Annotated in this window: 22 protein-coding genes; 7 read left to right on the top strand and 15 right to left on the bottom strand. The window is 67.1% G+C overall.

The genetic code is table 11. The annotated features are described in order from the left end of the window. The first annotated feature begins 485 nt into the window (after positions 1–485). Together CFB47_RS33425 and CFB47_RS33420 are read left to right on the top strand one after the other, a co-directional pair. On the top strand, positions 486–1,445 hold the full coding sequence (locus CFB47_RS33425; RefSeq protein WP_256946815.1) for a GNAT family N-acetyltransferase: 960 nt from the start codon (positions 486–488) through the stop codon (positions 1,443–1,445). A gap of 56 nt (positions 1,446–1,501) precedes the next feature. Beyond that, on the top strand, positions 1,502–2,503 hold the full coding sequence (locus CFB47_RS33420) for a fatty acid desaturase (RefSeq protein WP_089463768.1): 1,002 nt from the start codon (positions 1,502–1,504) through the stop codon (positions 2,501–2,503). Between the two features lie 163 nt (positions 2,504–2,666). Here CFB47_RS33420 and CFB47_RS33415 read toward each other — a convergent pair whose 3' ends face one another. The 4 genes from CFB47_RS33415 to CFB47_RS33395 form a co-directional block, all read right to left on the bottom strand. Further along, a complete protein-coding gene (locus CFB47_RS33415; RefSeq protein ID WP_256946814.1) occupies positions 2,667–3,797 on the bottom strand; it encodes a chitinase in 1,131 nt (376 codons plus the stop codon). A 525-nt stretch (positions 3,798–4,322) separates the two neighbouring features. Then, complete coding sequence (locus CFB47_RS33405; protein WP_089460137.1) at positions 4,323–4,997, bottom strand: lytic polysaccharide monooxygenase; 675 nt, start codon at positions 4,995–4,997, stop codon at positions 4,323–4,325. 515 nt (positions 4,998–5,512) lie between these two features. Then, entirely contained in the window at positions 5,513–6,550 is a 1,038-nt protein-coding gene (locus CFB47_RS33400; protein WP_089459933.1) for a LysR family transcriptional regulator, read from the bottom strand. A gap of 80 nt (positions 6,551–6,630) precedes the next feature. Beyond that, positions 6,631–7,374 (bottom strand): SDR family oxidoreductase, encoded by a 744-nt coding sequence (locus CFB47_RS33395; protein WP_089463767.1) that lies wholly within the window; start codon positions 7,372–7,374, stop codon positions 6,631–6,633. A gap of 205 nt (positions 7,375–7,579) precedes the next feature. Here CFB47_RS33395 and CFB47_RS33390 point away from each other — a divergent pair, with 205 nt between their 5' ends. The 5 genes from CFB47_RS33390 to CFB47_RS33370 all read left to right on the top strand — a co-directional run bounded on the left by CFB47_RS33390 (position 7,580) and on the right by CFB47_RS33370 (position 12,172). Continuing rightward, positions 7,580–9,148 carry a PLP-dependent aminotransferase family protein gene (locus CFB47_RS33390; protein WP_089463766.1) on the top strand — a complete coding sequence of 523 codons (1,569 nt, stop codon included), beginning with the start codon at positions 7,580–7,582 and terminating at the stop codon, positions 9,146–9,148. 304 nt (positions 9,149–9,452) lie between these two features. Continuing rightward, a complete protein-coding gene (locus CFB47_RS33385) occupies positions 9,453–9,953 on the top strand; it encodes an Ohr family peroxiredoxin (protein WP_089463765.1) in 501 nt (166 codons plus the stop codon). A gap of 122 nt (positions 9,954–10,075) precedes the next feature. Continuing rightward, positions 10,076–11,077 carry a bestrophin family protein gene (locus tag CFB47_RS33380; RefSeq protein WP_089463764.1) on the top strand — a complete coding sequence of 334 codons (1,002 nt, stop codon included), beginning with the start codon at positions 10,076–10,078 and terminating at the stop codon, positions 11,075–11,077. 206 nt (positions 11,078–11,283) lie between these two features. Beyond that, the gene (locus CFB47_RS33375) at positions 11,284–11,763 is read left to right on the top strand and encodes a carboxymuconolactone decarboxylase family protein (protein WP_089460136.1); all 480 of its coding nucleotides are present in this window, start codon (positions 11,284–11,286) and stop codon (positions 11,761–11,763) included. 4 nt (positions 11,764–11,767) lie between these two features. Next, a complete protein-coding gene (locus CFB47_RS33370; RefSeq protein ID WP_089463763.1) occupies positions 11,768–12,172 on the top strand; it encodes a cupin domain-containing protein in 405 nt (134 codons plus the stop codon). Between the two features lie 70 nt (positions 12,173–12,242). Here CFB47_RS33370 and CFB47_RS33365 read toward each other — a convergent pair whose 3' ends face one another. From CFB47_RS33365 to CFB47_RS33315, 11 genes are all read right to left on the bottom strand, one after another. Then, a complete protein-coding gene (locus CFB47_RS33365) occupies positions 12,243–13,127 on the bottom strand; it encodes a GNAT family N-acetyltransferase (protein ID WP_256946813.1) in 885 nt (294 codons plus the stop codon). An 81-nt stretch (positions 13,128–13,208) separates the two neighbouring features. Continuing rightward, positions 13,209–14,396: a M20 aminoacylase family protein gene (locus CFB47_RS33360; protein ID WP_089464275.1), complete on the bottom strand. Its 1,188-nt coding sequence runs from the start codon at positions 14,394–14,396 to the stop codon at positions 13,209–13,211. 75 nt (positions 14,397–14,471) lie between these two features. Next, on the bottom strand, positions 14,472–15,929 hold the full coding sequence (locus CFB47_RS33355; RefSeq protein WP_089463761.1) for an aldehyde dehydrogenase family protein: 1,458 nt from the start codon (positions 15,927–15,929) through the stop codon (positions 14,472–14,474). Then, a complete protein-coding gene (locus tag CFB47_RS33350; RefSeq protein WP_089463760.1) occupies positions 15,926–17,203 on the bottom strand; it encodes an FAD-binding oxidoreductase in 1,278 nt (425 codons plus the stop codon). The genes CFB47_RS33355 and CFB47_RS33350 overlap by 4 nt, the downstream gene beginning before the upstream one ends. A 133-nt stretch (positions 17,204–17,336) precedes the next feature. Continuing rightward, a complete protein-coding gene (locus tag CFB47_RS33345) occupies positions 17,337–18,662 on the bottom strand; it encodes an FAD-binding oxidoreductase (protein WP_089463759.1) in 1,326 nt (441 codons plus the stop codon). Between the two features lie 2 nt (positions 18,663–18,664). Continuing rightward, entirely contained in the window at positions 18,665–19,399 is a 735-nt protein-coding gene (locus CFB47_RS33340; protein WP_089463758.1) for a cupin domain-containing protein, read from the bottom strand. 120 nt (positions 19,400–19,519) lie between these two features. Next, complete coding sequence (locus CFB47_RS33335; RefSeq protein ID WP_089463757.1) at positions 19,520–19,960, bottom strand: helix-turn-helix domain-containing protein; 441 nt, start codon at positions 19,958–19,960, stop codon at positions 19,520–19,522. 24 nt (positions 19,961–19,984) lie between these two features. Further along, on the bottom strand, positions 19,985–21,262 hold the full coding sequence (locus tag CFB47_RS33330) for an FAD-binding oxidoreductase (protein ID WP_089463756.1): 1,278 nt from the start codon (positions 21,260–21,262) through the stop codon (positions 19,985–19,987). Between the two features lie 199 nt (positions 21,263–21,461). Further along, positions 21,462–23,348: an ABC transporter ATP-binding protein gene (locus tag CFB47_RS33325; protein ID WP_089463755.1), complete on the bottom strand. Its 1,887-nt coding sequence runs from the start codon at positions 23,346–23,348 to the stop codon at positions 21,462–21,464. Next, complete coding sequence (locus tag CFB47_RS33320) at positions 23,348–24,307, bottom strand: ABC transporter permease (protein ID WP_089463754.1); 960 nt, start codon at positions 24,305–24,307, stop codon at positions 23,348–23,350. The genes CFB47_RS33325 and CFB47_RS33320 overlap by 1 nt, the downstream gene beginning before the upstream one ends. Positions 24,308–24,337: 30 nt before the next feature. Further along, on the bottom strand, positions 24,338–25,291 hold the full coding sequence (locus tag CFB47_RS33315; RefSeq protein WP_089463753.1) for an ABC transporter permease: 954 nt from the start codon (positions 25,289–25,291) through the stop codon (positions 24,338–24,340).

The following is a 25,291-nucleotide window of genomic DNA, read 5'->3' as shown; positions in this document are numbered from 1 at the left end:
CAAAAGAAAAAATAAAACATCTTTGTTTTCCAAAACTAAAAAATGGAACCGATGTCACGATATTTTTGTTTACAGCACCTCAACCACTCCAATGAATTATTCAATTTACGAAGGTAATTCTCGGATACCACATTCATCTCGTCAAACCAGTTTATGACGACGCGCAAAACCCTCTCCGAGCCCCGCCACACAAGCCGACACCAGCCATTCGCTTCATGACTTCACGCTCATTTTCGACAACCATCACCCTCATCATTCAAATGAAATAAACAATGAATAAATCGCTTGAATTTGTTTGACAATCAAACGTAAGGATAATTAAAGTCGTCGCCGACGATGCGCGGGTCGCCTCCCGATTCGCGCAACCATCCATCCTCACCAGGGCAAGCAAGGCGATGAATTCAATTGATGTCAGCACTGCAGGCGGGAACCGCGTCGAGCCCAACGGCGCCCGCCACCGGCCACTCCGGATACGCCGCGGAACGGTGTCGGACACATCGGGAATCTGCGCGCTGTTCGAACGGGAATACGGCGACTCGTCGCACCCCTGTCTCGATGCGGGCTACGTGAGGCGCGCCGTCTCGAACAAATCGGAACTGTGGTTCGTCGCCGAAGAGGAGACGCACGCGACGATCGGTTGCATGAGCGTCAGCTACAACGCGCAGAATCGCTCGTGGGAATACGGCCGCGCGATGATTTCCCGGGACCATCGTCACCTGGGTGTCCTGTCGGCGCTGATGCAATCCGCGATCGACACGTTGCCGGCCGCGGATCACGACCTGGCGTTCGCGATTGCCCGCACCGATATCGCGCTGCGTGCGTTGCTGCGTCATCTCGATGGCGTCGTGGTCGGACACGACGGGTCACCCGACAGCGCGCATGGCGTGCGTGAACATCACGTCATCGCGCTCGAGACATTCCGCTCGCCGCGCTTCAAACATTGCCTGCCGCTCTCGCCGATCTTCCGCGAATCCGACGTTCTGCGCAGCGCGATCTTCGAACCGCTCGGTGTCGCCGGAACGCCGGCACCGTATCCCGATACCTGTTTCTGGGGGCACGGGTACGAGTGCGCGGACGACTTCACGTTTCGTGTCGACGAGCGGGCCGATGCGATCTATCTCTGCCAGCATGCCGGCGGCCCGTACATGACCGAGCGCGACGTCACGGCCGATCTGCTGCGTTTCCTGAAACGGCGCGGCACGACGACCTATGTCGGCGCGATCGTGCTCGCCGACAAGCTGACCCTGGTCAAGGCGATGCTCGACGCCGGATTCCGCATCACGGCCTATTTGCCGGCGTGGCACTGGAGCCGCGGCGCGCGCTACGACTGCCTGCTGCTCGCCCGGCGGGACCACGGCTTCGCGAGCAAGAACGGACTCGACGCACACATCGACGTGCTCGATGCCGCCTACCGCGAGATCGGCCAACGCATCCTGTCCACCTGACATCCGTGCCGGCCACGCGCCGCGCTCCCCATCAATCCACTCAATCGAGGTAGCACATGACCCAAGACGAATGGCGCTCGGTCAAGGCGACATTGCCGAACGGACCCACGGGACACCTGACGCTCGCGCTCTGGTGCGCCGATGTCGCATTGCTTGCCGCTGCATGGGTGCTCTGGCTCGCCGGCGGGCCCGGACGCATCGCCGCGCTCGTCCTCGCCATGCTCGCGCTGATTCACCTCTACCTGATCATGCACGAGGCACTGCACAACGCCGCATCGCGTTCGCGCGCGTGCAACGAGGCCATCGGCCATCTCTGCGGATGGATCATCGGGTTGCCGTACCTGCCGCGGCGCAGATCGCATCTGGGCCATCACGCGTGGACCGCGCACCCGACACGGGATCCGGAGAACCGCAAGATGATCCAGAAGTTTTCCGTGATGACGGAAAGCGGCGCGCGTACGCTCGAATTCATCTGGCGGCACTGGATCCCGATGATGGCGTTCAATCATTTCCTCAGCCACTGGATCGCACCGTTCCTGCACCGCGACACGCCCGCGCATCGCGCGAAATCGAATACCGAGATCGCGTTCGGCGCGCTCTACCTGGCCGGTTACGCGGCGGTCGGCGCGCTGGCGTATCGTGCGGGCGTGCTCGGCAGCCTCATCGCGTTCTCGACGATCCTGTGGGTCGTGTTGCTGATGGCCGTCGAACTGCTCAACCTTCCGCATCACGCCGAGATCCCGCTGCTGGCCGACGACGCGGCACGCCCGCCGCTCTGGGAGCAGGACGTGGTGTCGCACAGCTGCGCCAACGTTCCGCTCTGGTCACGCTGGGTGATCCTGAATTTCAACCTTCACGTCGCCCATCATGCGTACCCCTGGTTGCCATGGTACGACCTGCCGCGCGCACAACGTCTGCTCGATGCCGTCTCGACGGCCGAGGCGCCGCGCCAGACCCACGAGTGGGCATTCGCCGTGACCAAGCGACGCCGGCCGCTGCTCGAACTGATGGGGCACTTCTTCGACAAGCGTGGCGCGTCGTCCCAGGGCGGACGCTGACGCGCCGCCCCGGCGAGCGCATCCGCCGAGTGCCGGCGGCCCGGCTCTCGACACCGGCGATGCCTCCGGTTGCCGGTCGCGGCAATCGGAGACCACGGGAAACGTCGTCGCAATGATGCTGATGCAGACGGCCCGCATGGTCTCCTCCGCTGTGGGGCTTCGTTCACCGGCCGGACGACAGGCGGTTGGCAAACCGGTTCGCATAACCAAGCGTACCGACACCGCCGATCGAATTGCACGTCGACGAGGCGGCGCCGGGCGGACAATCGACGTCGCGGTCGAACGACCAGAAGTGGACACCCGCGAGACCGTTCTGTTTCACGAACTGCGCCACGGTGTCCGCGTCCGCCGGCGTAAAGGTTTCGCCGACCACATCGTTGCCGCCGATCATCGGCGTCAGCTCGATCTGGCTGTACGGGACGCCCCAGTGATCGTGCAGGTTCATCGCCGCCTGGACCGCCGACTGTCCCATCTGGCAGGTGCCGTTCGCGACCACGCAGTTCCCCGCGCTAGCCGACCCGTAGTCCATCGTCATCAGGTCGATGGTGTAGTTCTTCAGGCCAGCCGCCTGGATCGCCTGCATGACCCAGTCACCGTAGATGTTGAAGCTGTCGGGGGCGCTGGCACCCCACGAGCTGGCCGTGGTCGCGCCTTGCTGGGAAGGGGCCAGCGTCGCGAGCGTAAAGCTGAAGCGCAGGCCGGGATACTTCTGCTGGGCGACGGCCACGCGCTGGACGAGATCGTTGATCACCTGTTGCGTCTGCCCGCCCTCGATATCGAAATCGATCCCGATCAGGTTGCTCGATGCATAACGATCGATGAAGGCCGCCATCCCCGCATCCGTCCCGCACGTGAACATGCCGGCCGCGCCGCCGGTCGAAATCACGTAATTCACGTTGGCCGCGGTGAACAGCGGCACATTGGCTGCCGCCATCGCGCCGCCGTCGACGCCCGCCCAGTTCTCGCTGCCGCATTCACCGGTCGCGAACGCGAGCGTCAGCGTACGGACACCGGTTGGCAGCACCGACAGCACCGGGCTCAGCTGACCCGTGACGTTCGTCGAGATGACGTTGGTGTTCCAGTTCATCGAAATCGTCGCGTCCTTGTACGGGCTATAGACGAATGCCGGCGCCGTGCCGGTAACCGTCCCGCCCGCCGTAGCAGCGCCGGTGCCGGCGCCTAACAACGACCCTGCCAGCAGAAGCGCCAGCGCGCCCTTCAAGGTCGATCGCCGCATGATTCCGGTTGGCTGGTTGCGCTTCATTTTCATGCCCTCGATTCCGGTCTGGCTCATGATTTCCCCTTTCGATTGACAACGCTCCGCCGAGGTCGAATTCAAAAGAAATCAACCTGACAAAATTGCCACTTGAAGACAAATTCCGATATTGATTCCGCCTTTATCTCGACGACGTAAAACAATTCGACGGACGATGTAGTGATCCTTCAGCTCAGCGCCAGCACTTCGATTTGTTATACTACATAATCATCATGCATCAACCCTGAAATCGATTATTTCCATCCATATCCAAACCCGAAATATTCACGTGATCGCATCGCCCTATTGCAATTGTCGCGATGCGATAATTCAAACGGATAGCTCGCAGCCATCCGACTGATTGTTCAAATCGATGAAATTCAGGCGATGCGATCCGGTCGTACGACGGCGTCGCGCGGGTGGGCGGAGGGGCAATGATGGGGCTGCTTCGGCAAGCCGAGCGGGACACGGCCCGGTCGGTCGACGAGCGCATCCGCGCGCTTGAGCGGTGTTCTTCCGTTCATGACGCCCGGGCATCGCCGGGCGTGTCATGTCGCCGCCGTATCAGAACGGGCTGCGTGTCGTATCGCCGTTGGTGAACGTCGCGTCGACGACCTGATAGAACGCCATCGCCGTATCCGCGACTTCCCACACCGCGAGGATGACGTGGTAACCGCTACGCACCGGCAACCGGCATTGATGAATGGTCGGCTGCTGGGGCACCAGGTTCGCGTTCGGATCCCAGTAAGGCTGGCCGGGATTCTGGATCGTGCAGAACGGCGTGGGCTCGAACTGCGCGCGCGTGAGCTTTTGCGACGGGTTCCAGTCGGCGCGAGTAATGAAGTAGTTCCAGCGACGCGTCTTGTGCACGGCGCTGAATTCCCATTTGAAATTCTGCAACGCACCCGGCCGCAGCGGGATCTTCTGCCAGCGGCTCGGCGACTGCTCGTTCAGCACGGGCAGCGGGCCGTTCGTGCTGGCGCCGGCGATTTCGCCGTCCGGCGGCGGTGCGGCATTCTTCGCGTCGGCCGGCGCGAACGGATCGGACAGGCCGCTTTGCGTCGCGGGGAAGAACTTGCCGTTCTCCATCGCGTTCGCGTGCCAGGCGTCGACATGACAGTTCGGATTCTGCCCTTGCGTGCACAGCACGATACGCGAAGGCGGTTCGGTCAAACGGCCGTGCGCGTGAGCACCGGCCGCGGCGACCAGCAGTGCCAGGCCGGTCAACGAGCGTGGCATCACGGAAGCAACGTATCTGCGGATGATCTTGTTCATGGGCCCTCATGACATCGATGTCGGAACGGATAGATGCGTGACGGGCCTGCCGCAGGATCCCCGGCAGGGGGTTCCTGTCGACACGGCGTCGCGCACACTGATCGGCAAAAGCGGCCACCCGATGAAACCGCGGCACGCGATGATGAATCGCCGCGTTTTCTGACAAATCACTTTCACCGAACCGAACCTTATCCGCAAAAACCGGAAAAATAAACGTTCCGTATCGATCGTTTTTTAATTTTGATCAAACGTCCGATTCGTTTTGAATTTCAGCCGGTTTTGTCTCGACTTTAATTGCGTGACATTGAATAAACCGCCCATTCATTAAAACACCGTTATCGATCATTCGGCAGGCGGTTTTACGCACTCGACTTGCCCTGCGTGGTTCGTCGCTGCTTCGACCGATGAAAGAATTGTGACCAGTGGAAGAATTCGATGGAAACCGGCGGGCCGCCCGCTTCCCCCAAGCCCTGAATGCTTCAAGCAGCCAATCCCGTCGATGCCGCAACCGTGAGCTCCCGGTTGAACTGCGTCATGCAGTTCAGGTCGAGCGCGCGAATCTGCTCGGTCATGAAGTCGACGAAGATGCGGATGCGCGTCGGCAGGTGTTGCCGGCTCAGATAGCAGATGTAGTGGCCGCGATCTTCCGGCACATGCTTCGCCAGCGCGACGACGAGCGCCTTCGATGCGAGATGGTCGCGGATCTGGTAGCCCGCCAACTGTGCAATGCCCGCGCCGTTCAACACTGCGCGCAGTACCAGGTCCGTGTCGTTGAACGTGAGGCGCGAGGTCGGCAGGTACTTCTGCGGGCGGCCGTCGACATTGAACTCCCATTCGAACAGGCGTCCGCTCGCGAACCTGAAATTGATGCACGTGTGCCGGTCGAGGTCTTCCAGGCGCTGCGGAAGCCCGTGCGTCGCCACGTACGACGGCGCCGCGCAGAGCGCCATCTGCATCGGAATCAATTGGCGCGCGATGATGCTGGAATCCTCGATGCGCCCGTTGCGGAACGACACGTCGATCCGCTCGGACACCAGGTCGATCGGCCGGTCGTCGAGCAGCAGGTCGATGTCGATGTCCGGGTACGCGTCCGTGAATTTTGCCAGCAGCGGCGCCACGATCTTCCTGCCGAAGCCCACGGCCGAGCTGATGCGAATGAGGCCGCGCGGCGGCCCCTGCCGCAACTCGAGCATGTCGTTCATGGCTTCGACGATCTGCGCCACGCCCTGATGGCAGTTCTCGTAGAAGCGCCGGCCCTCGCACGTCAGTTCGGTCGTGCGCGTGGTCCGCTGGAACAGCCGCGTGCTCAGTTGCGCCTCGAGCTTCTGGACGTTCCGGCTCACGGCCGGCCGCCCGACGCCGAGCCGTTCGGCCGCCTTGGTGAAGCTGCCCTCGCTCGCCACGGCAACGAATGCCAGGATGCCCGCATAGCTCGCGCCAAAGCTCGCCGACAGGGCAGCGGCACGACCGGCCAGGTCGCGCCGCACGCCGTACTCCGATGGTTCCGAATGATTCATTTCCCGCTGCCCCCATACCAATCATTCCGATTGCCCGCGATCCGCGGGCGCCTGCGAACCGTCACCCGTGCGAACGCGAATCAGTTTCGCGCCAGCCATGCGTCGAGGCCGATGCGGCCGAGTCGCGCATTCCCGAGCGGCACCAGCGAGGTTTCCTCGACGCGCCCGCCGTAGTAGCGAGCGTCGCGGTCGGTCACCACCGCGCGCGGATCGCCGACCGACTTCAGGTAGCGCGCGACGATCTCCGCGAACGGCGCGCGATCCGGGCCCGCGATCTCGACCGTGCCGTTCTGCGGCGCGGCCAGCGCGACCTGCGCGACGAGCGCCGACACGTCTTCCGCGGCGATCGGCTGAAACAGGCCGTCACCGATGCGGACCGTGCCGTCTTGCGTGCTGAAATCCGCAATCCCGCCGATGAATTCCATGAATTGCGTCGCGCGCACGATCGTGTACGGCACGCCCGCCGCTTCGATCGCCTGCTCCTGCGCGACCTTGGCCAGGAAATAGCCGTTCTCCGGCATCCGGTCGCAGCCGACGATCGACAGCGCGACGTGATGGCGCACGCCCGCAGCCACTTCGGCCTTGCCGAGATTGCGTGCGGCCGTGCGGAAGAAATCCAGTACCGCCTGCGGCTCCCACGACGGCGCGTTCACCACGTCCACCACGACATCCGCGTCCGTCAATACATCGGCCAGGCCCTCTCCCGTGACGGTATTGACGCCGGTGCTCGGCGAGGCGGCCAGCGCCTGATGACCTGCTTCGGCGAGCAGCGTGACGACACGTGAGCCGATCCGGCCCGAACCACCGATGACAACGATTTTCATCGCACAATCTCCTGACGATTGGATTTGACGGGAATGCGACTGGGCATGACGGGTGCCGGATCCGGAGAAGGCGGCCATGTCCGTCGCATCGCGTGACGCAATTGTGGAAGAATCATGTCCTATCCATCAGTGCCAAGAATCGGCGATCGGACTAGTCCAAGCTGGATCCGATCCTGTCCCTGCGTGCGTGACCTGAGAAGCCGTGATGTCCGAGCCCACCCTTCCGCTGACCATCGAAATCGACCGGCAGCACCAGTTGCCGCTTTATCTGCAGATTTGCGAGCGGTTCAGGGCCGCGATCGCCGCCGGCCACCTGCGCCCCGGCGACCGGGTACCCGCGCTGCGCGGCCTGGCGACGCAACTGAACACGGCGCGCGGCACCGTCGAACAGGCCTATACGATCCTGGTCGACGAGGGCTATCTGCAGATGCGCGGCGCGGCAGGCACGTTCGTCTCGCCGTCCCTGCCGCTCTCGCTGACCCGGGCGTCGCCGCCACGCACCGGTACGCCGCCGAACCGGCCCGGCGAACCGGCGAGTCCGCCTCGGGCGTCGGCCCCGGCGGCCCCGGCGGCCCCGGCGGCCCCGCCCGCCCCGTCGGTCGCGCCCGCCGACCTCCTGCCGCCGCCGCGCCCGCAGCCGATCGCCGTCGCGATGAGCGGCGAGCCGAGCCCGCTGCAACCCGGGCTCCCGGCGCTCGACGCGTTTCCGCGCAAGGTCTGGCACCGGCTCGTGTCGTTGCGCGCGCGCAGCGGCGAACGTGCGCTGCTCGGCTATCCGAATCCGGCCGGCTACCGGCCGCTGCGCGAACACATCGCCACCTATCTGACGCTGTCGCGCGGCGTGACCTGCGTGCCGGACCAGGTCTTCGTCACCGGCGGCTACCGCGCCACGCTGGAACTCATGCTGCGCAGCCTCGCACGGGCGAACGACCGCGTGTGGTTCGAGGATCCCGGCTATCTGCTCGCCCGCGGCTTCCTGTCCGAGACCGGCGTGCAGCTCGTCCCCGTGCCGGTGGACGACGAAGGGATCGACGTCGCGCGCGGCATGCAACTGGACCCGCAAGCCCGCTTCGCGCTGGTGACGCCGTCGCATCAGAGCCCGCTCGGGCATACGCTGTCGCTGTCCCGCCGCATCGCACTGCTGGACTGGGCCGCCAGGACGTCGGGGTGGATCGTCGAGGACGACTACGACAGCGAGTTTCGTTATCTCGGCCGCCCGCTGCCGGCGCTGAAGAGCCTTGACCGACGCGATCACGTGATCTATTGCAGCACCTTCAGCAAGGCGATGTATCCCGGCCTGCGGCTCGCCTACGCGGTCGTGCCCGAGCGCGCGGTAGAGCGCGTCGAGCGCGTGGCGTGCAGCATGAATGCCGGTTCGCCGCCCCTCCTGCAGGCCGCCCTCGCCGACTTCATCGAGCAGGGTCACTTCGCGCGGCACCTGAAGCGGATGCGCGCGCTGTACGGCGAGCGCCGCATGCTGATCGTGCACGCGCTGCGGCAGGCGTTCGGCGAGCGGCTGATCGTCGAATTGCCGGCGGGCGGCATCCAGTTCGCGGTGCAGTTCACCGACGGGCCCGACGGACCGGTCGACGACGTCGCCGTCGCTGCCCGCGCGCGCGACGCCGGCCTGGCAGTCCTGCCGCTGTCGATCTGGTACACGAACAGCCACACGCGGCAAACGCCGCGCGGCCTCGTCATCGGGTTCGCGAACATCGTCGACGCGGACGACGCGCAGCGTCACGCGCGAACGCTGCGCGCCTGCCTGGACCGCTGACGCGCGGCGCGCAACGCCCGGGCGTCGCGTCACGATCCCGATTGGTGCCCGAAGGGCAACATTGAATCGCCCGGGACGGCCGTACCGCCGCCGATCGTGCTCCTCTAGCATGGAGGCGTCTTTTCCCGGAGACCCGCCAGGGATCGCGCCGCACCGGAAGATCGCCGCAACGCTCGTGCGATCGTTCGTCGCGCCACGCGTCCCTCGCGACACTATCTGCCCGGGGCCGCGCCGCCCCGTTCGCCACACGCTTCGACACACGACTGACCGGGAATCGAAGCGGCGCTGAACTCGAGCACGCATCATGGACGACAAGAAGCTCCAGGCCCCTCCGCTTTCCCTCCTCGACCGGTATCGGGGCCACGCGTTTCAGCCGCTCTATACGACGAGCGTCACCGTGACCGGCGGCGAGACGGGACACGGCCGCGCGTCGGGCGTCGTTCGCTCCGACGACGGCAGCCTCGCCCTCGAGCTGCGCCTGCCCGCCGAACTCGGCGGCCCGGGCGGCGGCACCAATCCCGAACAGCTGCTCGCCGCCGGCTACGCCGCGTGCTTTCACGGCGCGCTGAACCTGCTCGAGCAACGCGCCGGCACGGCGCCGGCCGAGACCGTCGTGGAGGTGCGGGTTGCGTTCGGCCGTGATCCGATGGACGGCGGTCATGCATTGATCTTCGAGGTTCGCGTCCGGATGCCCGGCGTCGAGCGCAGCATCGCCGAAGAGCGGGTACGCGCCGCGGAGCGCCTGTGTCCGTACGCCAAGATGGCCAGGCAGGGCGCCGTCAATCTCGTGACCGTCGTCGACTGACCCGACGCGCGCCGTGCGGCGGCGCCGCCCGGTCCGCCGCCTGCCTTCGCCGCCGTCGCCTCGTGCGTGGCCGACCCGCTGCGCGTCTCGCGCCCCGCTGAGTCCTCGATGAGGCCAACGACATGCATCTCGGAAAATCCTACAAGCTGGCGGAATTCCTGATCTGGACGCGCTGGAAAGTTTACGAGCTCGTCGTTTTCGGGGCCGTCCCGGTCGTCCTGTACACGTTCTTTTCGGTCAGATGGTTGTCGATCCCGCTGACGATCGTGGCGCTGCTCGGCACCGCGACGTCGTTCATCGTCGGCTTCAAGAATGTCCAGACGTACAACCGCGCCGCGGACGCGCTGGACATCTGGATCGGTGTCCTGAGCAAAAGCCGTCGCTGGGGCCAGGTCGTGCAGGACTTCGTCGGCGACGAAGAGGTCGCGCGAACCCTCGTCTATCGCCACCTTGCGTGGCTCACCGCGCTGCGCTACGACTTGCGCCGCCCGCGCGTCTGGGAAAGCACGAACAAGCGCTACAACGCGGAGTACCGCCGGTCCTATCGCGTGCCGGAGTGGGAGAAGGACATCCGGGAGCTGCTCCCGGCGTACCTGTCACCGTCCGAAGCGGCACAGGCGTGCGCGTCCGCGTCGATCGCGACGTTCATACTGAGCCTGCAACGCCGTACGCTCACGATGCTGCACACGGCCGGCCGCCTCGAGACGAGCTTCTACATGGACCTGCACAAGACGATCGGAGATTTCACCGACCTCCAGTCGCGCGCGGAGCGTTTCAAGAATTTCCCGTATCCGCGCCAGTACGCGACCGTCAGCTCGCTGTTCGTCCGGTTCTTCTGCCTGTCCCTTCCGTTCGGTTTGCTGAACGAGTTCAACCGGCTGAACGACGGCGTGAGCGGTTTCATGCACGGCTACATGGTCTGGCTGGTGGTGCCGTGCAGTGTCGCGGTGTCGTGGATGTACACCTCGCTCGACCAGGTCGGCGAGAGTACCGAGAACCCGTTCGAGGGTGGCGCGAACGACGTGCCAATTTCGACGCTGTGCGGCACGATCGAACGCGATCTCAGGGCGATGCTCGGGGAACATGCGGGCGCGCCGTGCGGCGAAACGATCATCGCGCTGTAGCGAACCGTGCGCCTTCCCGCTGCGGTTGAGATCGACCGCGCCCCCGACATGGATTGGTGCCGAAGCGGCAACAGAATGCGCACCTGCCGGGCACTACTGGCCCGCGGGGCCCGCGATTACGATGTCGTCAGGCAGGCCGTGCGTGGGGCGCCACATGCAGGGCCGGCAGTCACGATTCCACATTCCACATTTCAGGAGAACTGATCATGACGCAACGTATCAACTACTTCCAGCAATCGCCGGAGCTGACCAAGAAGCTCGTCGAACTCGACGGACTGTTTCAGAAGACGACGATCGAGACGCCGATCCGTGAGCTCGTCGAGATTCGCGCGTCGCAGCTCAACGGCTGCGCGTTCTGCGTCGACATGCACACCAAGATGGCAAAGATCCACGGCGAGCGCGAACTGCGCCTGCATCACGTCTCGATCTGGCGCGAGTCGACGCTGTTCTCGCCGCGCGAGCGCGCCGCGCTCGCCTGGACCGAAGCGCTGACGCAGATCCCGTCGCACGGCGTGCCCGACGAGCTCTACGAACGCGTGCGGGGCCACTATTCCGAGAAGGAACTGTCGGATCTCACCTTCCTTGTGGGCGCCATCAACTGCTGGAACCGGCTGAACGTCGCCTTCCGCGTCGTGCCCGGCTCGTTCGACAAGATGTTCGGGCTCGACAAGGCCAACCTGGAGTAACGACATGAAACGCCTCATGCTCGCGCTTGCTCCGCTCGCGCTGTCGCTCCTGGCCGCCGTTCAGCCGGCCGCCGCCGCCCCGCACGCCACGGTGACGCAACTGACCACGGAGCCGTTACCCGAGTACCCGGGCAAGGAAGTGGAAATGATCGTCGTGGACTATCCGCCCGGGGCCGTCGATCCCGTGCATCGCCACGATGCTCATGCCTTCGTCTACGTGCTCGACGGCAGCATCGTGATGGGCCTGAACGGCGGGAAAACGGTCACGCTCCATGCCGGCGACACGTACCATGAAGGACCGGACGACGTGCACACGGTTGGACGAAACGCCAGCAGCACGAAGCCGGCAAAATTCGTCGTGATGCTGCTCAAGAACAAGGGCGCGCCGGTTCTCACGCCGGTGAGGTAAAGCGATCGCCGCCTGGGCCCGGCAACGCCGGGCCGGGCGCGCGAGGCGAACCCGCGGGCGTCGCCGCGGACTACAACATCGCCTGACTGACGAGCGCGTACTGCCCGCAGGCCGGATCGGCCGGCCCTTCGTGCGCTGCGGCGGGCGCGTTGCGCACCATCTTCGAACACGTATCGACCCGCGCCAAACCTTGTTCGGCCAGCCAGTCCGGCAGACTGGTCCCGTCCGGCACGTCGATGCGGACGAATTCGCCTTCCCGTTGCGTCAGCCAATGGCTGACGAGCGCCTTCGCATACGCATCGTCGCTCGCGCGCGGTGCAGCCACCGGGCCGATCACGTCGCCGCGCCCGAAGCGCCGCAGCACCGAAAACCCGACCACCTCGCCATCGCGTTCGAGCACGACGCTTTCACCGCGCTGGAACAGCGCGGCCATCAACGCATCGCGCTGGAGGCCGGACGCGCGCGCGTCCAGCTCGACGAGGCGCGGCCAGTCGGCCGGCGTTCCGGCGCGCAGCCGCACGCCTTCGGGCAGGACCACGGCGGCCGGCCGCACCACGTTCCCCTGATACTGGCCCAGCGAGCCGCACACGTTGAAACCCAGCTTCTCGTACAGCGGCCGACCGGCCGGCGTCGCATGCAGGAACGTGACGCGCGGCCCCAGTTCGTCGATGAGCAGCTCCATCAGCTTGCGGCCGATGCCCCGCCCCTGATGCGCGTCGGCCACGATCACATGCCCGATTGCCGCGCGATCGGCACCGTACTTCCAGCACATCGCCGTGCCGATCACCACGCCGTTTTCCTCGGCCGCGAATGCGGTCGACGTGTCCGCGGAAAACTGCCAGTCTTCCGCCCTGAACGGCCAGCGAAGCGCGACGGTCAGCGCATGGGCCGCGGGGACGTCCGCGGCTGTGAAGCGCCGGTAGCGAAGCGCCGGCATCGTGTCGGAATCGTTCATTTCGTTGTCCTGTTTCATCAAGCAGTCTTTATAAAAGTGTCGTCGTGCACCATGGCCCGACTTCAATGTCGGCTGCGCGCATCATCGCGATCGCGCGAAGTAGTGCTGCGCCAACGCGACCCAATAGCGGACGCCAGCCGGAATGATCTCGTCGTTGAAGTCGTATTTCGGGTGATGCAGCGCCGGTGCGCTCGCGCCGTCCTGCGCATTGCCGATCAGCACGTAAGCGCCCGGCCGCTCCTCCAGCATGAAACCGAAATCCTCGGACGTCATGTTCGGCGGCACGTCGCGGTCGACGCGCGCGTCGCCGAACGTGTCGCGAATCACCGCTTCGCACAGCGCCGTCTCGGCCGGCGTGTTGACCGTCGCCGGGTAGTACTGGAAAAACTCCACGTCGACCTGCGCGCCATAGGCACTCGCCAGCGCCTCGCACGCGAGCCGCACGTCGTGCTGCAGCTTCTGCTGCAAGGCCGACGACAGCGTGCGGATCGTGCCGCGCAACTCGGCGGTGTCGGGAATCACGTTGTCCGTCGTGCCCGCATGGAACATGCAGACGGAGATGACCGCGGGATCCACCGGATCCTTGTGCCGCGCGGCGATGGTCTGACATTGCAGCACCATCGAGCAGGCGAGCGGCACCGGATCGATGCCCAGGTGCGGCTGCGCCGCGTGCGCGCCCTTGCCCGTCACCGTGATCCTGAAGCGCGAGCCGGCGGCCATGATCGGGCCCGTGCGCAACCCGAAATGCCCGGCCGGCAACCCGGGCCAGTTGTGCATGCCGAATACCGCCTCCGTCGGGAACTGCTCGAACAGCCCGTCGTCGATCATCCTGCGTGCGCCCGCGCCGCCCTCTTCGCCCGGCTGGAACACGAAATGGACGGTGCCGGGCAACTGCGGCAGCTCCTTCAGCACGCGTGCGGCGCCGAGCAGCATCACGGTATGGCCGTCATGGCCGCACGCATGCATGATCCCGTGCGTACACGACGCATGCGCGAAATCATTGGCTTCGTGGATCGGCAGTGCGTCCAGATCGGCGCGCAGCACGATCCCGCGCGCCGGATCGGCGCCCGGCAGGCTCGCGACGACGCCCGTGCCGCCCAGCCCGCGCGACACCGCATAGCCGAGCGCTTCGAGCTCGCTCGCGACGACGTCGGCCGTCCGGTGTTCTTCGAATCGCAATTCGGGATGCGCATGCAGGTCGCGGCGCAGCTTCGCCCAGTGCGCGTGATGCGCTTGCAGCAACGGGGCGGGAATGACGGGGTTATCCAGTTCCAATTTCGGCACCTTCGGAAAGTAGCGGGCTTCCAACTGTACCGCCGGCGCGAACCGCGCGCGGCGGCCGGGTCAGTCGTAAAAGCCGACGATCGACTTGATCTCCATATACTCCTCCATCCCTTCGATCCCGTACTCGCGGCCGTTGCCCGACTGCTTGTAGCCGCCGAACGGCGCCTGAGGGTCCCATGCCGGATAGTTCAGATGCACCTGCCCCGCGCGGATGCGGGCAGCCACCGCGCGGGCCTGCGCCTTGTCGGTGCCTTGCACGTGCGCACCGAGCCCGTAGACCGTGTCGTTCGCGATCGCGACCGCTTCGTCGACGGTGTCGTACGGCAGGATCGCCAGCACCGGGCCGAAGATCTCCTGCTGCGCGATCGTCATGTCGGTGCGCACGTCGGAGAAAATCGTCGGCCGCGCATAAAAGCCGCGCTCGAGCCCCGCCGGCCGGCCGGGGCCGCCGGCGATCAGCTTCGCGCGTTCGTCGATGCCCGCGTCGATCATCTGCGCGACCCGCCCGAACTGCGCGCGGTTGGCGAGCGGCCCGTGCGTCGTGGCCTCGGCGAACGGATCGCCGACGACCAGCGTGCGCGCCGCCGCAGCAGCCAGCTCCTCGACCGCGCCGAGCAAGGCGCGCGGCACGATCATGCGGGTCGGCGCGCTGCACGACTGCCCCATGTTGCGGAACGCGGCGGCCACGCCCGGCGCGATCGCGCGCGACAGGTCCGCATCCGGCAACACGATATTCGGCGACTTGCCGCCGAGCTCCTGCGCGACGCGCTTGACGGTCGGCGCCGCCGCCTGCGCGACCAGCACGCCGGCACGCGTCGATCCGGTGATCGACACCATGTCGACCTCCGGGTGCGACGACAGCGCGGCGCCGACCGTCTCGCCGCTGCCGCTCACGAGGTTGAATACGCCGGCGGGCACGCCCGCATCGGCGATCACTTCAGCGAACAGCAGCGCGCTGAGCGGCGACAGCTCGCTCGGCTTCAGCACGACCGTGCAGCCGGCCGCGAGCGCGGGCCCGACCTTCGCGGTGATCTGGTAGATCGGCCAGTTCCACGGCGTGATCAGCGCGCAGACGCCGATCGGCTCGCGCACGACCGCGGTCGTGCCGCGTTGCCTGACGAACGCGTAGTTCGCCAGGTTGTCGCGTGCGACGCGGATATGTTCGGCCGCGAGCGGCACGTGCGCACCGCGGGCATAGCCGATCGGCGCGCCCATTTCCATCGCGAGCGCCGTGGCGAACAGTTCGGCACGCTCCAGCATCAGCGCATGCACGCGGTCGAGCAACGCGGCGCGTTCCTGCGGTGAAGTCGCGGACCAGCGCTCGAACGCGCGGCGCGCGGCCTGCACCGCGCGGTCGGCGTCGCGCGCGCTGCCGAGCGGGATCTCGCCCAGCGTGTCTTCGGTGGACGGGCTGACGACCGCGAACCGGTCACTGCCGTCGGGCAACACCCAGTCGCCGTCGATGAAGAAGCGATCGAGCCTGCCGGCTTGCATCAGGTGAACAACAGGGGAATTCATTGCAGAGTGTCCTTCAGTCGATACCAGGCGCCGACGAACGGCAGGAACCACGGTTTGCCGAAATGCCCGGGAATGGCCGGCCAGTCGAAACCTTGCCACGGGTTAAGCTCCGCGCGCCCGTCCATGATCTCGGCCATCAACGTGCCCATCAGCGTGGCCATGTGGGTGCCGTGGCCGCTATAGCCCATCGAGTAGTAAACGCCGTCGCGCTCGCCCGCGCGCGGCAGCCGGTTGGCCGTCATGTCGACCATCCCGCCCCAGCAATAGTCGATGCGCACGCTGGCCAGCTCGGGAAACACGGCGGCGAGTTGATGCCGCAGGATCGCGCCGCTCTTTTCGTCCGAACGCGGGTTCGACGTGGCGAACCGCGCGCGCCCGCCGAACAGCAGCCGATTATCGGGCGTCGTGCGGAAGAAGTTGACGAAGTTCTTCGTGTCAGTGGCCATCCGGCGCGTCGGCAACAGGCGATCGAGCCACTCGCGCGGCAACGGCTCGGTGACGATGATGAAGGCGCCCACCGGCACGACCCTGCGGCGAATCCAGCCGAACGGCCCGACGTGCGAAATGCCGCTCGCGAGCAGCACCTGGCGCGCACGAATCTCGCCGCGCGGTGTGCGGACCGCATACGCGCCGCCCGCTTGCCGCTTCAGGCCCAGCACCGGCGCCTGCTCGACGATGTGCGCGCCGCGCGCCTGGGCCGCGCGCGCCAGGCCGCGCACATATCGACCGACATGCATCCCCGCGCTCTTGCCGAACAGCAACCCGCCGTGATAACGATCCGAGCCGATCTCGTCGCGCAGTTCGGCCTTCGTCACGAGGCGCGTGTCGGGGTCCACGCTCGCCGCGAGCAATGCGTGGCTGCGCGCGAGCTTGTCGTAGTGCTCGGGTTTCGCCGCGAGCTTCAGCTTGCCGGTGCGGGCGAAATTGCAATCGATCGACTCTTCGTTGACGAGCCGCTCGACCGTGTCGACGCCCGCGTCGAACGCGAGATACAGGCGGTTCGCCAGTTCCGTGCCGAGACGTTGCGACAGCGACGCATAATCCTGCGCGAAGCCGTTGTTGCACATGCCACCGTTGCGCCCCGACGCCGCCTGGCCGACGGTGCCCGCCTCGCAGACGACCACGCGCGCACCTTTCTTGGCCAGCGCCAGCGCGGCGGCCGAACCCGTGATCCCGCCGCCCACCACCACCACGTCGCAACTGCCGTCGGGCAACTCCGGCGAGTGGCTCACGAATGGCTCCGACGTATCGAGCCAGTACGAACTGAAACGCATCAGGCACTCCCAAGCTGTCGCATCGCACTGCCGGGCCGGCGAACGTTCACCGCACCGATCCGGCCGCTCGCGGGCGGCCCGGCGCGATGCGCGTCGGATACGAGCGGACTCTCATCCATGTGACGGCGTTGCATCAGAAATCGGCGACCTTGCCCCACGCGGACTCGCTGAACCGGCCGGGCCGGTACGGCGCCGGGTCCACGAACGGTTGCGCACCGGACGCGAGATCGGCGATCAGGTGCCCGGCGCCCGGGCCGATGCCGAAGCCATGCCCCGAAAACCCCGCCGCGAGGATCAGCCCCGGCACGCCCGGCACTTCGCCGATGCCCGGCACGCCGTCCGGCGTGCTGTCGACGAACCCGGCCCACGCGTGCGTGATCTTCGCGTCGCGCAGTTCGGGCAACAGTTCGGCCGCGCGGCGGTACGTTTCGGTGACGGTCGGCATGTCCGGCTTCGGATCGAGAATGCGCACGGCCTCCATCGGCGTCGGCGCGTCGAGGCGCCAGTGCTTCAGCGTTTCATGGCCGCCGCGCACGCCTTCGAGGCCGCCCGGCAGCAGGTTGCGCCAGCGCTTCGCGAACATCGGCACGAATTGCGGCGCGAAGCGCAGGAACTGCGGCGTCAGGTCCACGCGCGCGCGGCCGCTGATCGCGAGTGCATAGCGTCCATCGCTGCGGCGCGTGATGGACACGCCGGACGTGTACATCGCATCGGGCAGCGGCGTGTCGACGGGCGATACGCTCAGGATCGACTGACGGATCGACGCCTGCGGAAACCGGATGCCGAGCTGGCGGCAGAACGACGACGCCCAGGCGCCGCCGGCCATCACGACCGTTCGGGTCTTGATGACGCCGGCCTCGGTGACGACGCCCGCGACGCGGCCGCCTTCGAGTTCGATGCCGCGCGCCGCGCAGTGCTGGTGGACGCTGCCGCCCAGCTTCATCAGTGCGGCGGCCACGGCCGGCGCGGCCTTGCCCGGATCGGCCGTGCCGTCGGTCGGCGAGAACACGCCGCCCTTCCACTGCCGCCCGGTCGCCCGTCCGCGTTCGGCGGCCTGCTTGCTGTCGAGCATGTAGGTGGTCACGCCTGCCGTCTTCGCGAATTCGCCCCAGCTCGCCCAGCGGGACAATTCGGCTTCGTCATTGCTGAGATACAGCAGCCCGCAGCGATGAAAGCCGGTGTCTTCGCCGGATTCGGCCGCGAATCGTTCCCACAGATCGATGCTCTTGCTCGCCATCGGTAACTCGCGCGCATCGCGGTTCTGCTGGCGGCACCAGCCCCAGTTCCGGCTCGACTGTTCGGCGCCGATGCGCCCCTTCTCGACGAGCGCGACCGAGATGCCGCGGCGGGCCAGGTAGTAGGCGGTGAAGACGCCGATGATGCCGCCGCCGATCACGACGACGTCGGCCGCGGCCGGCGGCGTGGACAAGGTTTCGATATGGCGCAGCGGAGGGGACATGCTCAGTCTCGTTCGGTGGAAGGTTTGACGTTCTGCATCACGTAGAACTTCGCCACGCGCTCGCTGCTTTCCCACCCGATCGACGCGCCGCGCGGCACGAACAGCGCATCGCCGGTGCCGAGCGACTGCACGCTGCCGTCGGGCGCCGCGAACCGCACGCCGCCGTCCAGCAGGAACATGAACTCGTTCGCGCGATGCGGCCGGACGATCCGGTGATACGGCGTCGAATCCCACGTGCCCGCGCAGTAGCCGGCGCCGTCGTCGGTGAACACGTTGTCGCTGCGGCATTGCGGCGCGGGGCCGAGCAGCGCCTCGGCCGGCAGCGTGGCGGACGGCTTGAAGTCGGCGTCGGCGCGCAGCGCGAAGACGCCGCATTTCGTCGGTTGCGCGCACGCGGCCGCGCAGAACGTCAGGAGTACCGGCGATTGCGCGGCGATGCGCAGTGCGGTGCCGCCGCCGATGACGGCGCCTTGTCCCGGGCCGACCACCAGCGGCGCGGCCCCGACCGCTTCGAGCGTCAGCTCGCCCTGGATGACGGCCAGGGTTTCGATGTGCGGAAAGCTCGCCACGTCCAGTTCGCCGTCGAAAACGATCCGCCCCGCGGCCATCGCGTCGGGGCCTTCCCACGCAATCTCGCGATGCGACGCGAACGGATCGCTCGCGCCGAACGCCTGCTTGCGGAATGCGGTGGAAGACGGTGCGCCGTCGGCCCGGTGCAACACGAAAACTGCGGTCATTTCTGCTCCTGTGCAGTGCGTGACGGATTCGTTCGAAAGCGGTCACGCGATATCGGAAATCGTCGTTTGCCGGCGCTTTAGCCGGACATCCTCAGCGGGGCGTGTCGTCCATGCGTGCGCCTACGCCGCGTGACACGACGCTTCGCGGTGTGCGGCGCGCTGGCGCGTCGATGGCGTTCGCACCGGCGCGCCGCCCGTGCGGGCGACTACGTAATCGCGCGGCGTGATCCCGAGTACGCGCCGGAAATGCCGGCACAGATGGCTCTGGTCGAAGAAGCCGACGTCGGTCGCGACGACCGACGGCGCGAGACCGGCGCGCAACAGGTCCTGCGCCCGCCGTATCCGCACGAGACACAGATAGCGGTGCGGCGACAGCCCGGTTTCGCTGCGAAAACGCGCGGTGAAACGCGACACGCTCAGCCCGGCCACCGCCGCGAGCGTATCGAGGTTCAGCGGCTGCGCGAACGATGCATCGATCGTGCGCAGCACGTCGCCGATCGCGGGCGACACGGGCTGTGCGCCACGCGGCGAGCCCACCGAGCCAATGAATTGCACTGTCATATCGAATTCTCCCGGGCGCTCGCTTCAGTGCAGGAAATCCTGCATCCGGTAATACGCGCCGACGACCGGCAGGAACCACGCGTGCCCGAAATGGCCCGGGATCGCCGGCCAGTCGAGCTCGCGCCATGGGTTGGACGCGGCCGCGCCATACAGCACGTCGGCCATCACGCGGCCCATGTGCACCGACATCTGCACGCCGTGGCCGCTGTAGCCCATCGAGTAATAGAGCCCGTCATGCTGGCCCGCGCGCGGCAGCCGGTCAGCGGTGATGTCGACCAGCCCGCCCCAGCAGTAGTCGAGCCGCACGTTCGCCAGTTCCGGGAAATAGCCGGCCATGCCCGCACGCAGGACGTCGCCGCTTTTTGCATCGGAGCGCGGGCTCGACATCGCGAAGCGCGCGCGGCCGCCGAACAGCAGCCGGTTGTCGGGCGTCACGCGAAAGTAGTTGCCGATCTGGCGCGACGTCACGTATGCGCGGCGATGCGGGAACAGCCGGTTCAACTGCGCATCCGGCAGCGGCTCGGTCACGACGATGAAGCTCCCGACCGGCGCGATGCGCCGCCGGAACCACGCGAACGGCCCGTGCTGCGAGGCGCCGGTCGCGACCAGCACGCGATCGGCGACGATCGTCCCGCGGGCGGAGGTGATCCGGTGCCGCTCGCCGTCCAGCCGGTCGAGCTGCGTGACGGCCGCGTGCTCGTACACGCGTGCGCCCGCACGCACGGCCGCCTGCGCGAGCCCGACGCCGAACTTGCCCATGTGCATCTGTGCGCCGTTGCGCTGCAGGAGTCCGCCGTAAAAGCCGTCGGACGCGATTTCATCGCGGATGCGCGACGGCTCGATCAGTTCGATGTCCGGATCGACGTCGCGCCGCAACGCGTCAAAGGTCTTTTCGAGCCCCGCGAAATGCTGCGGCTTCGCGGCGAGCTTGAGCTTGCCCGCGCGCCGGAAATCGCAGTCGATCGCCTGCTCGGCGACGATCGTCTCGACGCTCTTCACCGCGCTTGCGTAAGCACGATAGAACGCCTTCGCCTGCTCGACGCCGATGCGCGCGGCCAGCGACGCATAGTCCTGCGCGACACCGGTATTGCACTGGCCGCCGTTGCGGCCCGATGCTTCGCCGGCGACCTGCGCGGCTTCGAGCACGACCACCGACACGCCGCGCTGCGCGAGCGCGAGCGCCGCCGACAAGCCGGTGAAACCGCCGCCGATCACGACCACGTCCGCACGCCCTTCGACCGGCCCTTCGCTGCCGGCGCGAAACGCGGGACGAGTATCCAGCCAGTACGATTCCAGTTTCATCGAATTTTCTCGAGCATTCCGGCGACGACGATCGGCGACCGTCCAATGAGAATCATTTAATCACCATCAAAAAGCGCAGTTGCCGCGTATTCGCGCGCGCCACACGCGTCATTTGCCGTTTTGCGCGCCTGCCGCAGCACACTATGCGCAACGTCGATCGCCGGCGCGGGCAGAGACGATGCACGAACGACGGCGCGCATCACAGCCGTACCGGCTGCACCGTCGCGCCGCCTGCCGGCACCGGCTCCGCCTGGAAGCGCGCGAGATCTTCCTCGCTGCGATGGCACAGCACCTGCGCACCGTTCCCGAGCGTGCGCAGCGACGGAGCCGTGCGGTTGCACACGCCGTCCACGCGCATCGCGCAGCGCGACAGGAACGGACACAGCTCGGCCTCGTGCTCGCGCGCGCCGATCGGCACCAGCGGCCGGTGACAACGCTCGGCCGCATCGTCGAGCCAGCCCGCACGCAACTCCGGCGCGGACGACACCAGCAGATGCGAATACGGGTGATAAGGCGGCGCGCACAGCGCGTCGCGGCTGCCGGTTTCGACGCGACGGCCCGCGTACAGCACGACGATGTCGTCGCTGATCGCGCGCACCTTCGCGATGTCGTGCGTGATGAACACGTACGACACGCCGAGCTTCGCCTGCAGGTCGCGCAGCAGGTCCATGATCGCCGCGCCCACCACCGTATCGAGCGCCGACGTGACTTCGTCGCACAGGATCAGGTCGGGCTCGGCCGCGAGCGCGCGCGCGAGGTTCACGCGCTGCTTCTGCCCGCCGGACAATTCTCCGGTGCGCCGCCCGGCCACCGCCTGCGGCAGCCGCACGAGCTCGAGCAGCTCCGCGACGCGCTGCCGCGCCCGCGCACCACGGATCCCGTGATAGAACGCGAGCGGCCGCGCCAGCGTGCGCTCGACGGTATGCACGGGGTTGAGCGCGGTATCGGCGTTCTGGAACACGATCTGCACGCGGCGGTGCTGCTCCTTCGAGCGCTTGCCGATATCGAGCGCGAGCGGCTCGCCGTCGAGCAGGATCTGCCCGGCCGTCGCCGGCACGAGGCCCGCGATCACTTTCGCGAGCGTGGTCTTGCCCGACCCCGATTCGCCGATCACGCCGACCGTCTGCCCGCGCCCGATGCGCAGGTCGACTTCGTGCAGGATCAGCTTCGCGGGCCAGCCCTTCGCGGTCCGGCCGCCGTAGCCGGCGACCGCGCCGCGCACCTCGAGCAGGGGCGCCGGCGCGGCGCTCGCCGCTTTCGCGTCGCGTTCGGCATCGTTCGGCGTGACCGCCGCGATCAGGCTCTGCGTGTACGGATGCGCCGGCGCATGCAGGATCTGTTCGGTCGCGCCCGTCTCGCGGATCACGCCGTCGCTCAGCACGACGATGCGATCGGCCATCTGCGCGACCACGGCCAGATCGTGCGACACGTACACCGCGCTCATCCCGCAGCGCCGGATCACGCTCTTGAACGCCTGCAACACGTCGATCTGCGTGGTCACGTCGAGCGCGGTGGTCGGCTCGTCGAGGATCACCAGTTCCGGATCGGTGATCAGCGCCATCGCGGCCATCAGCCGCTGCAACTGCCCGCCGGACACCTGGTGCGGATAGCGCCTGCCGATCGTCTCCGGCTCGGGCAGCGCGAGCGCGCGGAACAGCTCGACCGCCTTCGCCTGCGCATCGCGCCTGGTCATCGTCTTGTGGATCAGCGCGCTCTCGATCACCTGGTCGAGAATCGTGCGCGACGGATTGAACGCGGCGGCCGCGCTCTGCGCGATGTACGCGACCTTGCGGCCGCGCAGCGCGGTCAGCGCCTGCGCGCTCAGCGTGCACACGTCCGTGCCGCCGAGCTTCACCGAGCCGCCGGCGATCCGGCAGCCGGCGCGCGCGTGGCCCATCAGCGACAGCGCGATCGTCGTCTTGCCGGAGCCCGATTCGCCGATCAACGCGAGCACCTCGCCGCGCCCGATGTCGAAGTCGACGTCGTGGACGATCGTCGTTTCCGCGCCGCCCGGACGGCCGCCGACCACGCGCAGCCCGCGCACCTCGACGAGCGGCGTCGATTCCGGAGTCGATTCATCCCGCATCAGTGTTCTCCCGCGGCGGCAGCCGCGCCCTTGCGGCGGCCGCGATGCGGCAAACCGTCGATCATCAGGTTGACGCCCACCGTCAGGATCGCGATCGCGACCGCGGGCATGATCGCGACGGCCGAGCCGTCGCCGAGGCTCGCGATGTTCTCGCGCACGAGCGAGCCGAGATCCGCATACGGCGGCTGCACGCCGAGCCCGAGAAAGCTCAGGCCGCTCAGCAGCAGCACGACGAACGTGAAGCGCAGCCCGGTGTCCGCCAGCATCGGATGGATCATGTTGGGCAGCATCTCGACGCACGCAATGTACAGCGCGCTTTCACCGCGCGCTTTCGCCACCTGCACGAATTCGAGCGTGCTGATGTTGACCGCCAGCGCACGCGCGATGCGGTACGAGCCCGGCATGTAGCTGACCGCGGCGGTGAGCACCAGCAGCGGCAGCGACGAGCCGAACGCGGCGACGAACATCAGCGCGAACATCTTCGACGGAATCGACGTGAGCGCGTCGAGCAGCCGGCTCATCGTCTCGTCCACCGCGCGGCCGGACACGGTCGCGAGCAGCCCGAGCGTCGTGCCGGTCACCGCGGCGAGCAGCACCGCGGCGAGCGCGAGCAGCACCGTCAACCGCGTGCCGTACAGGATCCGGCTCAACATGTCGCGGCCGAGGAAGTCGGAGCCGAACGGCAGCTTCGCGCTGAACGACGCGAACACGTCCGGCGTGACGATCGTGCCGACGTCGTGCGGCGCGAGCAGCGGCGCGAACACGGCGATGAACAGCATCAGCGCGACCATCGCGAAGCCGACGCGGCCGCCGGTCGTCAGTGGCACGCGGGCGCGGCGGCGCTTGCGCGGATGCTCGGGAGCGGGCGCGGCGGGCGGCGTCGGCGCGCCCCACGGCGGATGCGGATCGCCGGGCGGCGGCAGCGCGCTGCTGCGTTGAACGGGTTCGGTCGGGTGCATGGGCGGCATCTCGGAAGGTGGACGGAACGCTCAGGTGCGCAGTCGCGGGTTCGACACGATCGAGCAGAGGTCGGCGAACAGCACGAGCGTCAGGTACGCGACGCAGAAGATCAGCGTGCACGCCTGGACCAGCGGGAAATCGCGGTTGCTGACGGCGTCGACCATCAGGCTCGCCAGGCCCGGATAGTTGAAGATCGTCTCGACGACGATCACGCCGCCGAGCAGGTACGACAGGCTCAGCGCGATCGCATTGGCGATCGGGCCGATCGCGTTCGGCAGCGCGTGGCGCAGTACGACGCGAGCGGGGCTCGCGCCCTTGAGCACGGCCATCTCGACATACGACGCGCTCAGTTGCTCGATCACCGCGGCGCGCGTCATGCGCGCCATCTGCGCGATCACGACCGCGCACAGCGTCAGCACCGGCATCGCATACGCGCGCAGGAAGTCGTGCAGGCTTTCGATCGGGCCGCTGTACGACAACGCGGACAGCCAGCGCAGCTTCACCGCGAACACGAGCACGGCGACCGTCGCGATCAGGAACTCCGGCGTCGCGACGAGCGACAGCGTGCCGAGGCTGATCACGCGGTCGACCACCGACTCGCGCTTGACCGCCGCGAGGATGCCGAGCAGCAGCGCGATCGGCACCGACACGGCGGTCGTGATCGCCGCGAGCGCGAGCGACTTCGGCAGGCGCCCGCCGATCAGCTCCGACACCGGCATGTCGCCGGACAGCGACCGGCCGAAATCGCCGTGCAGGAGGCCCGCGAGCCAGTGCACGTAACGCACGTGCGCCGGCATGTCGAGACCGAACTGCTGGCGCAGTGCGGCGACCGTCTCCGGCGTCGCCGACTGGCCGAGCGCGGCCTGCGCGGCGTCGCCCGGCAGCAGGTTCGTGATCGTGAAGATGATCGCGGACACGATCAGCAGCGTCAGCGCGGTGACCGCGATGCGCCGGCCGATCAGCCCGATGAGAATTCGGTTCAT

The sequence above is a fragment of the Burkholderia sp. AU27893 genome, from assembly GCF_002223205.1.
In the GTDB taxonomy this organism is placed as follows: Bacteria; Pseudomonadota; Gammaproteobacteria; order Burkholderiales; family Burkholderiaceae; genus Burkholderia.
Note: the sequence above shows the minus strand (reverse complement) of the source record. Positions and strands in the feature narration are given on the sequence as shown.

Bases quoted from the DNA above. Each gene is read 5' to 3' on its own strand.
- CFB47_RS33420 (WP_089463768.1), top strand. From the start codon at position 1,502: ATGACCCAAGACGAATGGCGCTCGGTCAAGGCGACATTGCCGAACGGA.
- CFB47_RS33415 (WP_256946814.1), bottom strand. From the start codon at position 3,797: ATGAGCCAGACCGGAATCGAGGGCATGAAAATGAAGCGCAACCAGCCA.
- CFB47_RS33405 (WP_089460137.1), bottom strand. From the start codon at position 4,997: ATGCCACGCTCGTTGACCGGCCTGGCACTGCTGGTCGCCGCGGCCGGT.
- CFB47_RS33400 (WP_089459933.1), bottom strand. From the start codon at position 6,550: ATGAATCATTCGGAACCATCGGAGTACGGCGTGCGGCGCGACCTGGCC.
- CFB47_RS33395 (WP_089463767.1), bottom strand. From the start codon at position 7,374: ATGAAAATCGTTGTCATCGGTGGTTCGGGCCGGATCGGCTCACGTGTC.
- CFB47_RS33390 (WP_089463766.1), top strand. From the start codon at position 7,580: ATGTCCGAGCCCACCCTTCCGCTGACCATCGAAATCGACCGGCAGCAC.
- CFB47_RS33385 (WP_089463765.1), top strand. From the start codon at position 9,453: ATGGACGACAAGAAGCTCCAGGCCCCTCCGCTTTCCCTCCTCGACCGG.
- CFB47_RS33380 (WP_089463764.1), top strand. From the start codon at position 10,076: ATGCATCTCGGAAAATCCTACAAGCTGGCGGAATTCCTGATCTGGACG.
- CFB47_RS33375 (WP_089460136.1), top strand. From the start codon at position 11,284: ATGACGCAACGTATCAACTACTTCCAGCAATCGCCGGAGCTGACCAAG.
- CFB47_RS33370 (WP_089463763.1), top strand. From the start codon at position 11,768: ATGAAACGCCTCATGCTCGCGCTTGCTCCGCTCGCGCTGTCGCTCCTG.
- CFB47_RS33365 (WP_256946813.1), bottom strand. From the start codon at position 13,127: ATGAACGATTCCGACACGATGCCGGCGCTTCGCTACCGGCGCTTCACA.
- CFB47_RS33355 (WP_089463761.1), bottom strand. From the start codon at position 15,929: ATGAATTCCCCTGTTGTTCACCTGATGCAAGCCGGCAGGCTCGATCGC.
- CFB47_RS33350 (WP_089463760.1), bottom strand. From the start codon at position 17,203: ATGCGTTTCAGTTCGTACTGGCTCGATACGTCGGAGCCATTCGTGAGC.
- CFB47_RS33345 (WP_089463759.1), bottom strand. From the start codon at position 18,662: ATGTCCCCTCCGCTGCGCCATATCGAAACCTTGTCCACGCCGCCGGCC.
- CFB47_RS33340 (WP_089463758.1), bottom strand. From the start codon at position 19,399: ATGACCGCAGTTTTCGTGTTGCACCGGGCCGACGGCGCACCGTCTTCC.
- CFB47_RS33335 (WP_089463757.1), bottom strand. From the start codon at position 19,960: ATGACAGTGCAATTCATTGGCTCGGTGGGCTCGCCGCGTGGCGCACAG.
- CFB47_RS33330 (WP_089463756.1), bottom strand. From the start codon at position 21,262: ATGAAACTGGAATCGTACTGGCTGGATACTCGTCCCGCGTTTCGCGCC.
- CFB47_RS33325 (WP_089463755.1), bottom strand. From the start codon at position 23,348: ATGCGGGATGAATCGACTCCGGAATCGACGCCGCTCGTCGAGGTGCGC.
- CFB47_RS33320 (WP_089463754.1), bottom strand. From the start codon at position 24,307: ATGCACCCGACCGAACCCGTTCAACGCAGCAGCGCGCTGCCGCCGCCC.
- CFB47_RS33315 (WP_089463753.1), bottom strand. From the start codon at position 25,291: ATGAACCGAATTCTCATCGGGCTGATCGGCCGGCGCATCGCGGTCACC.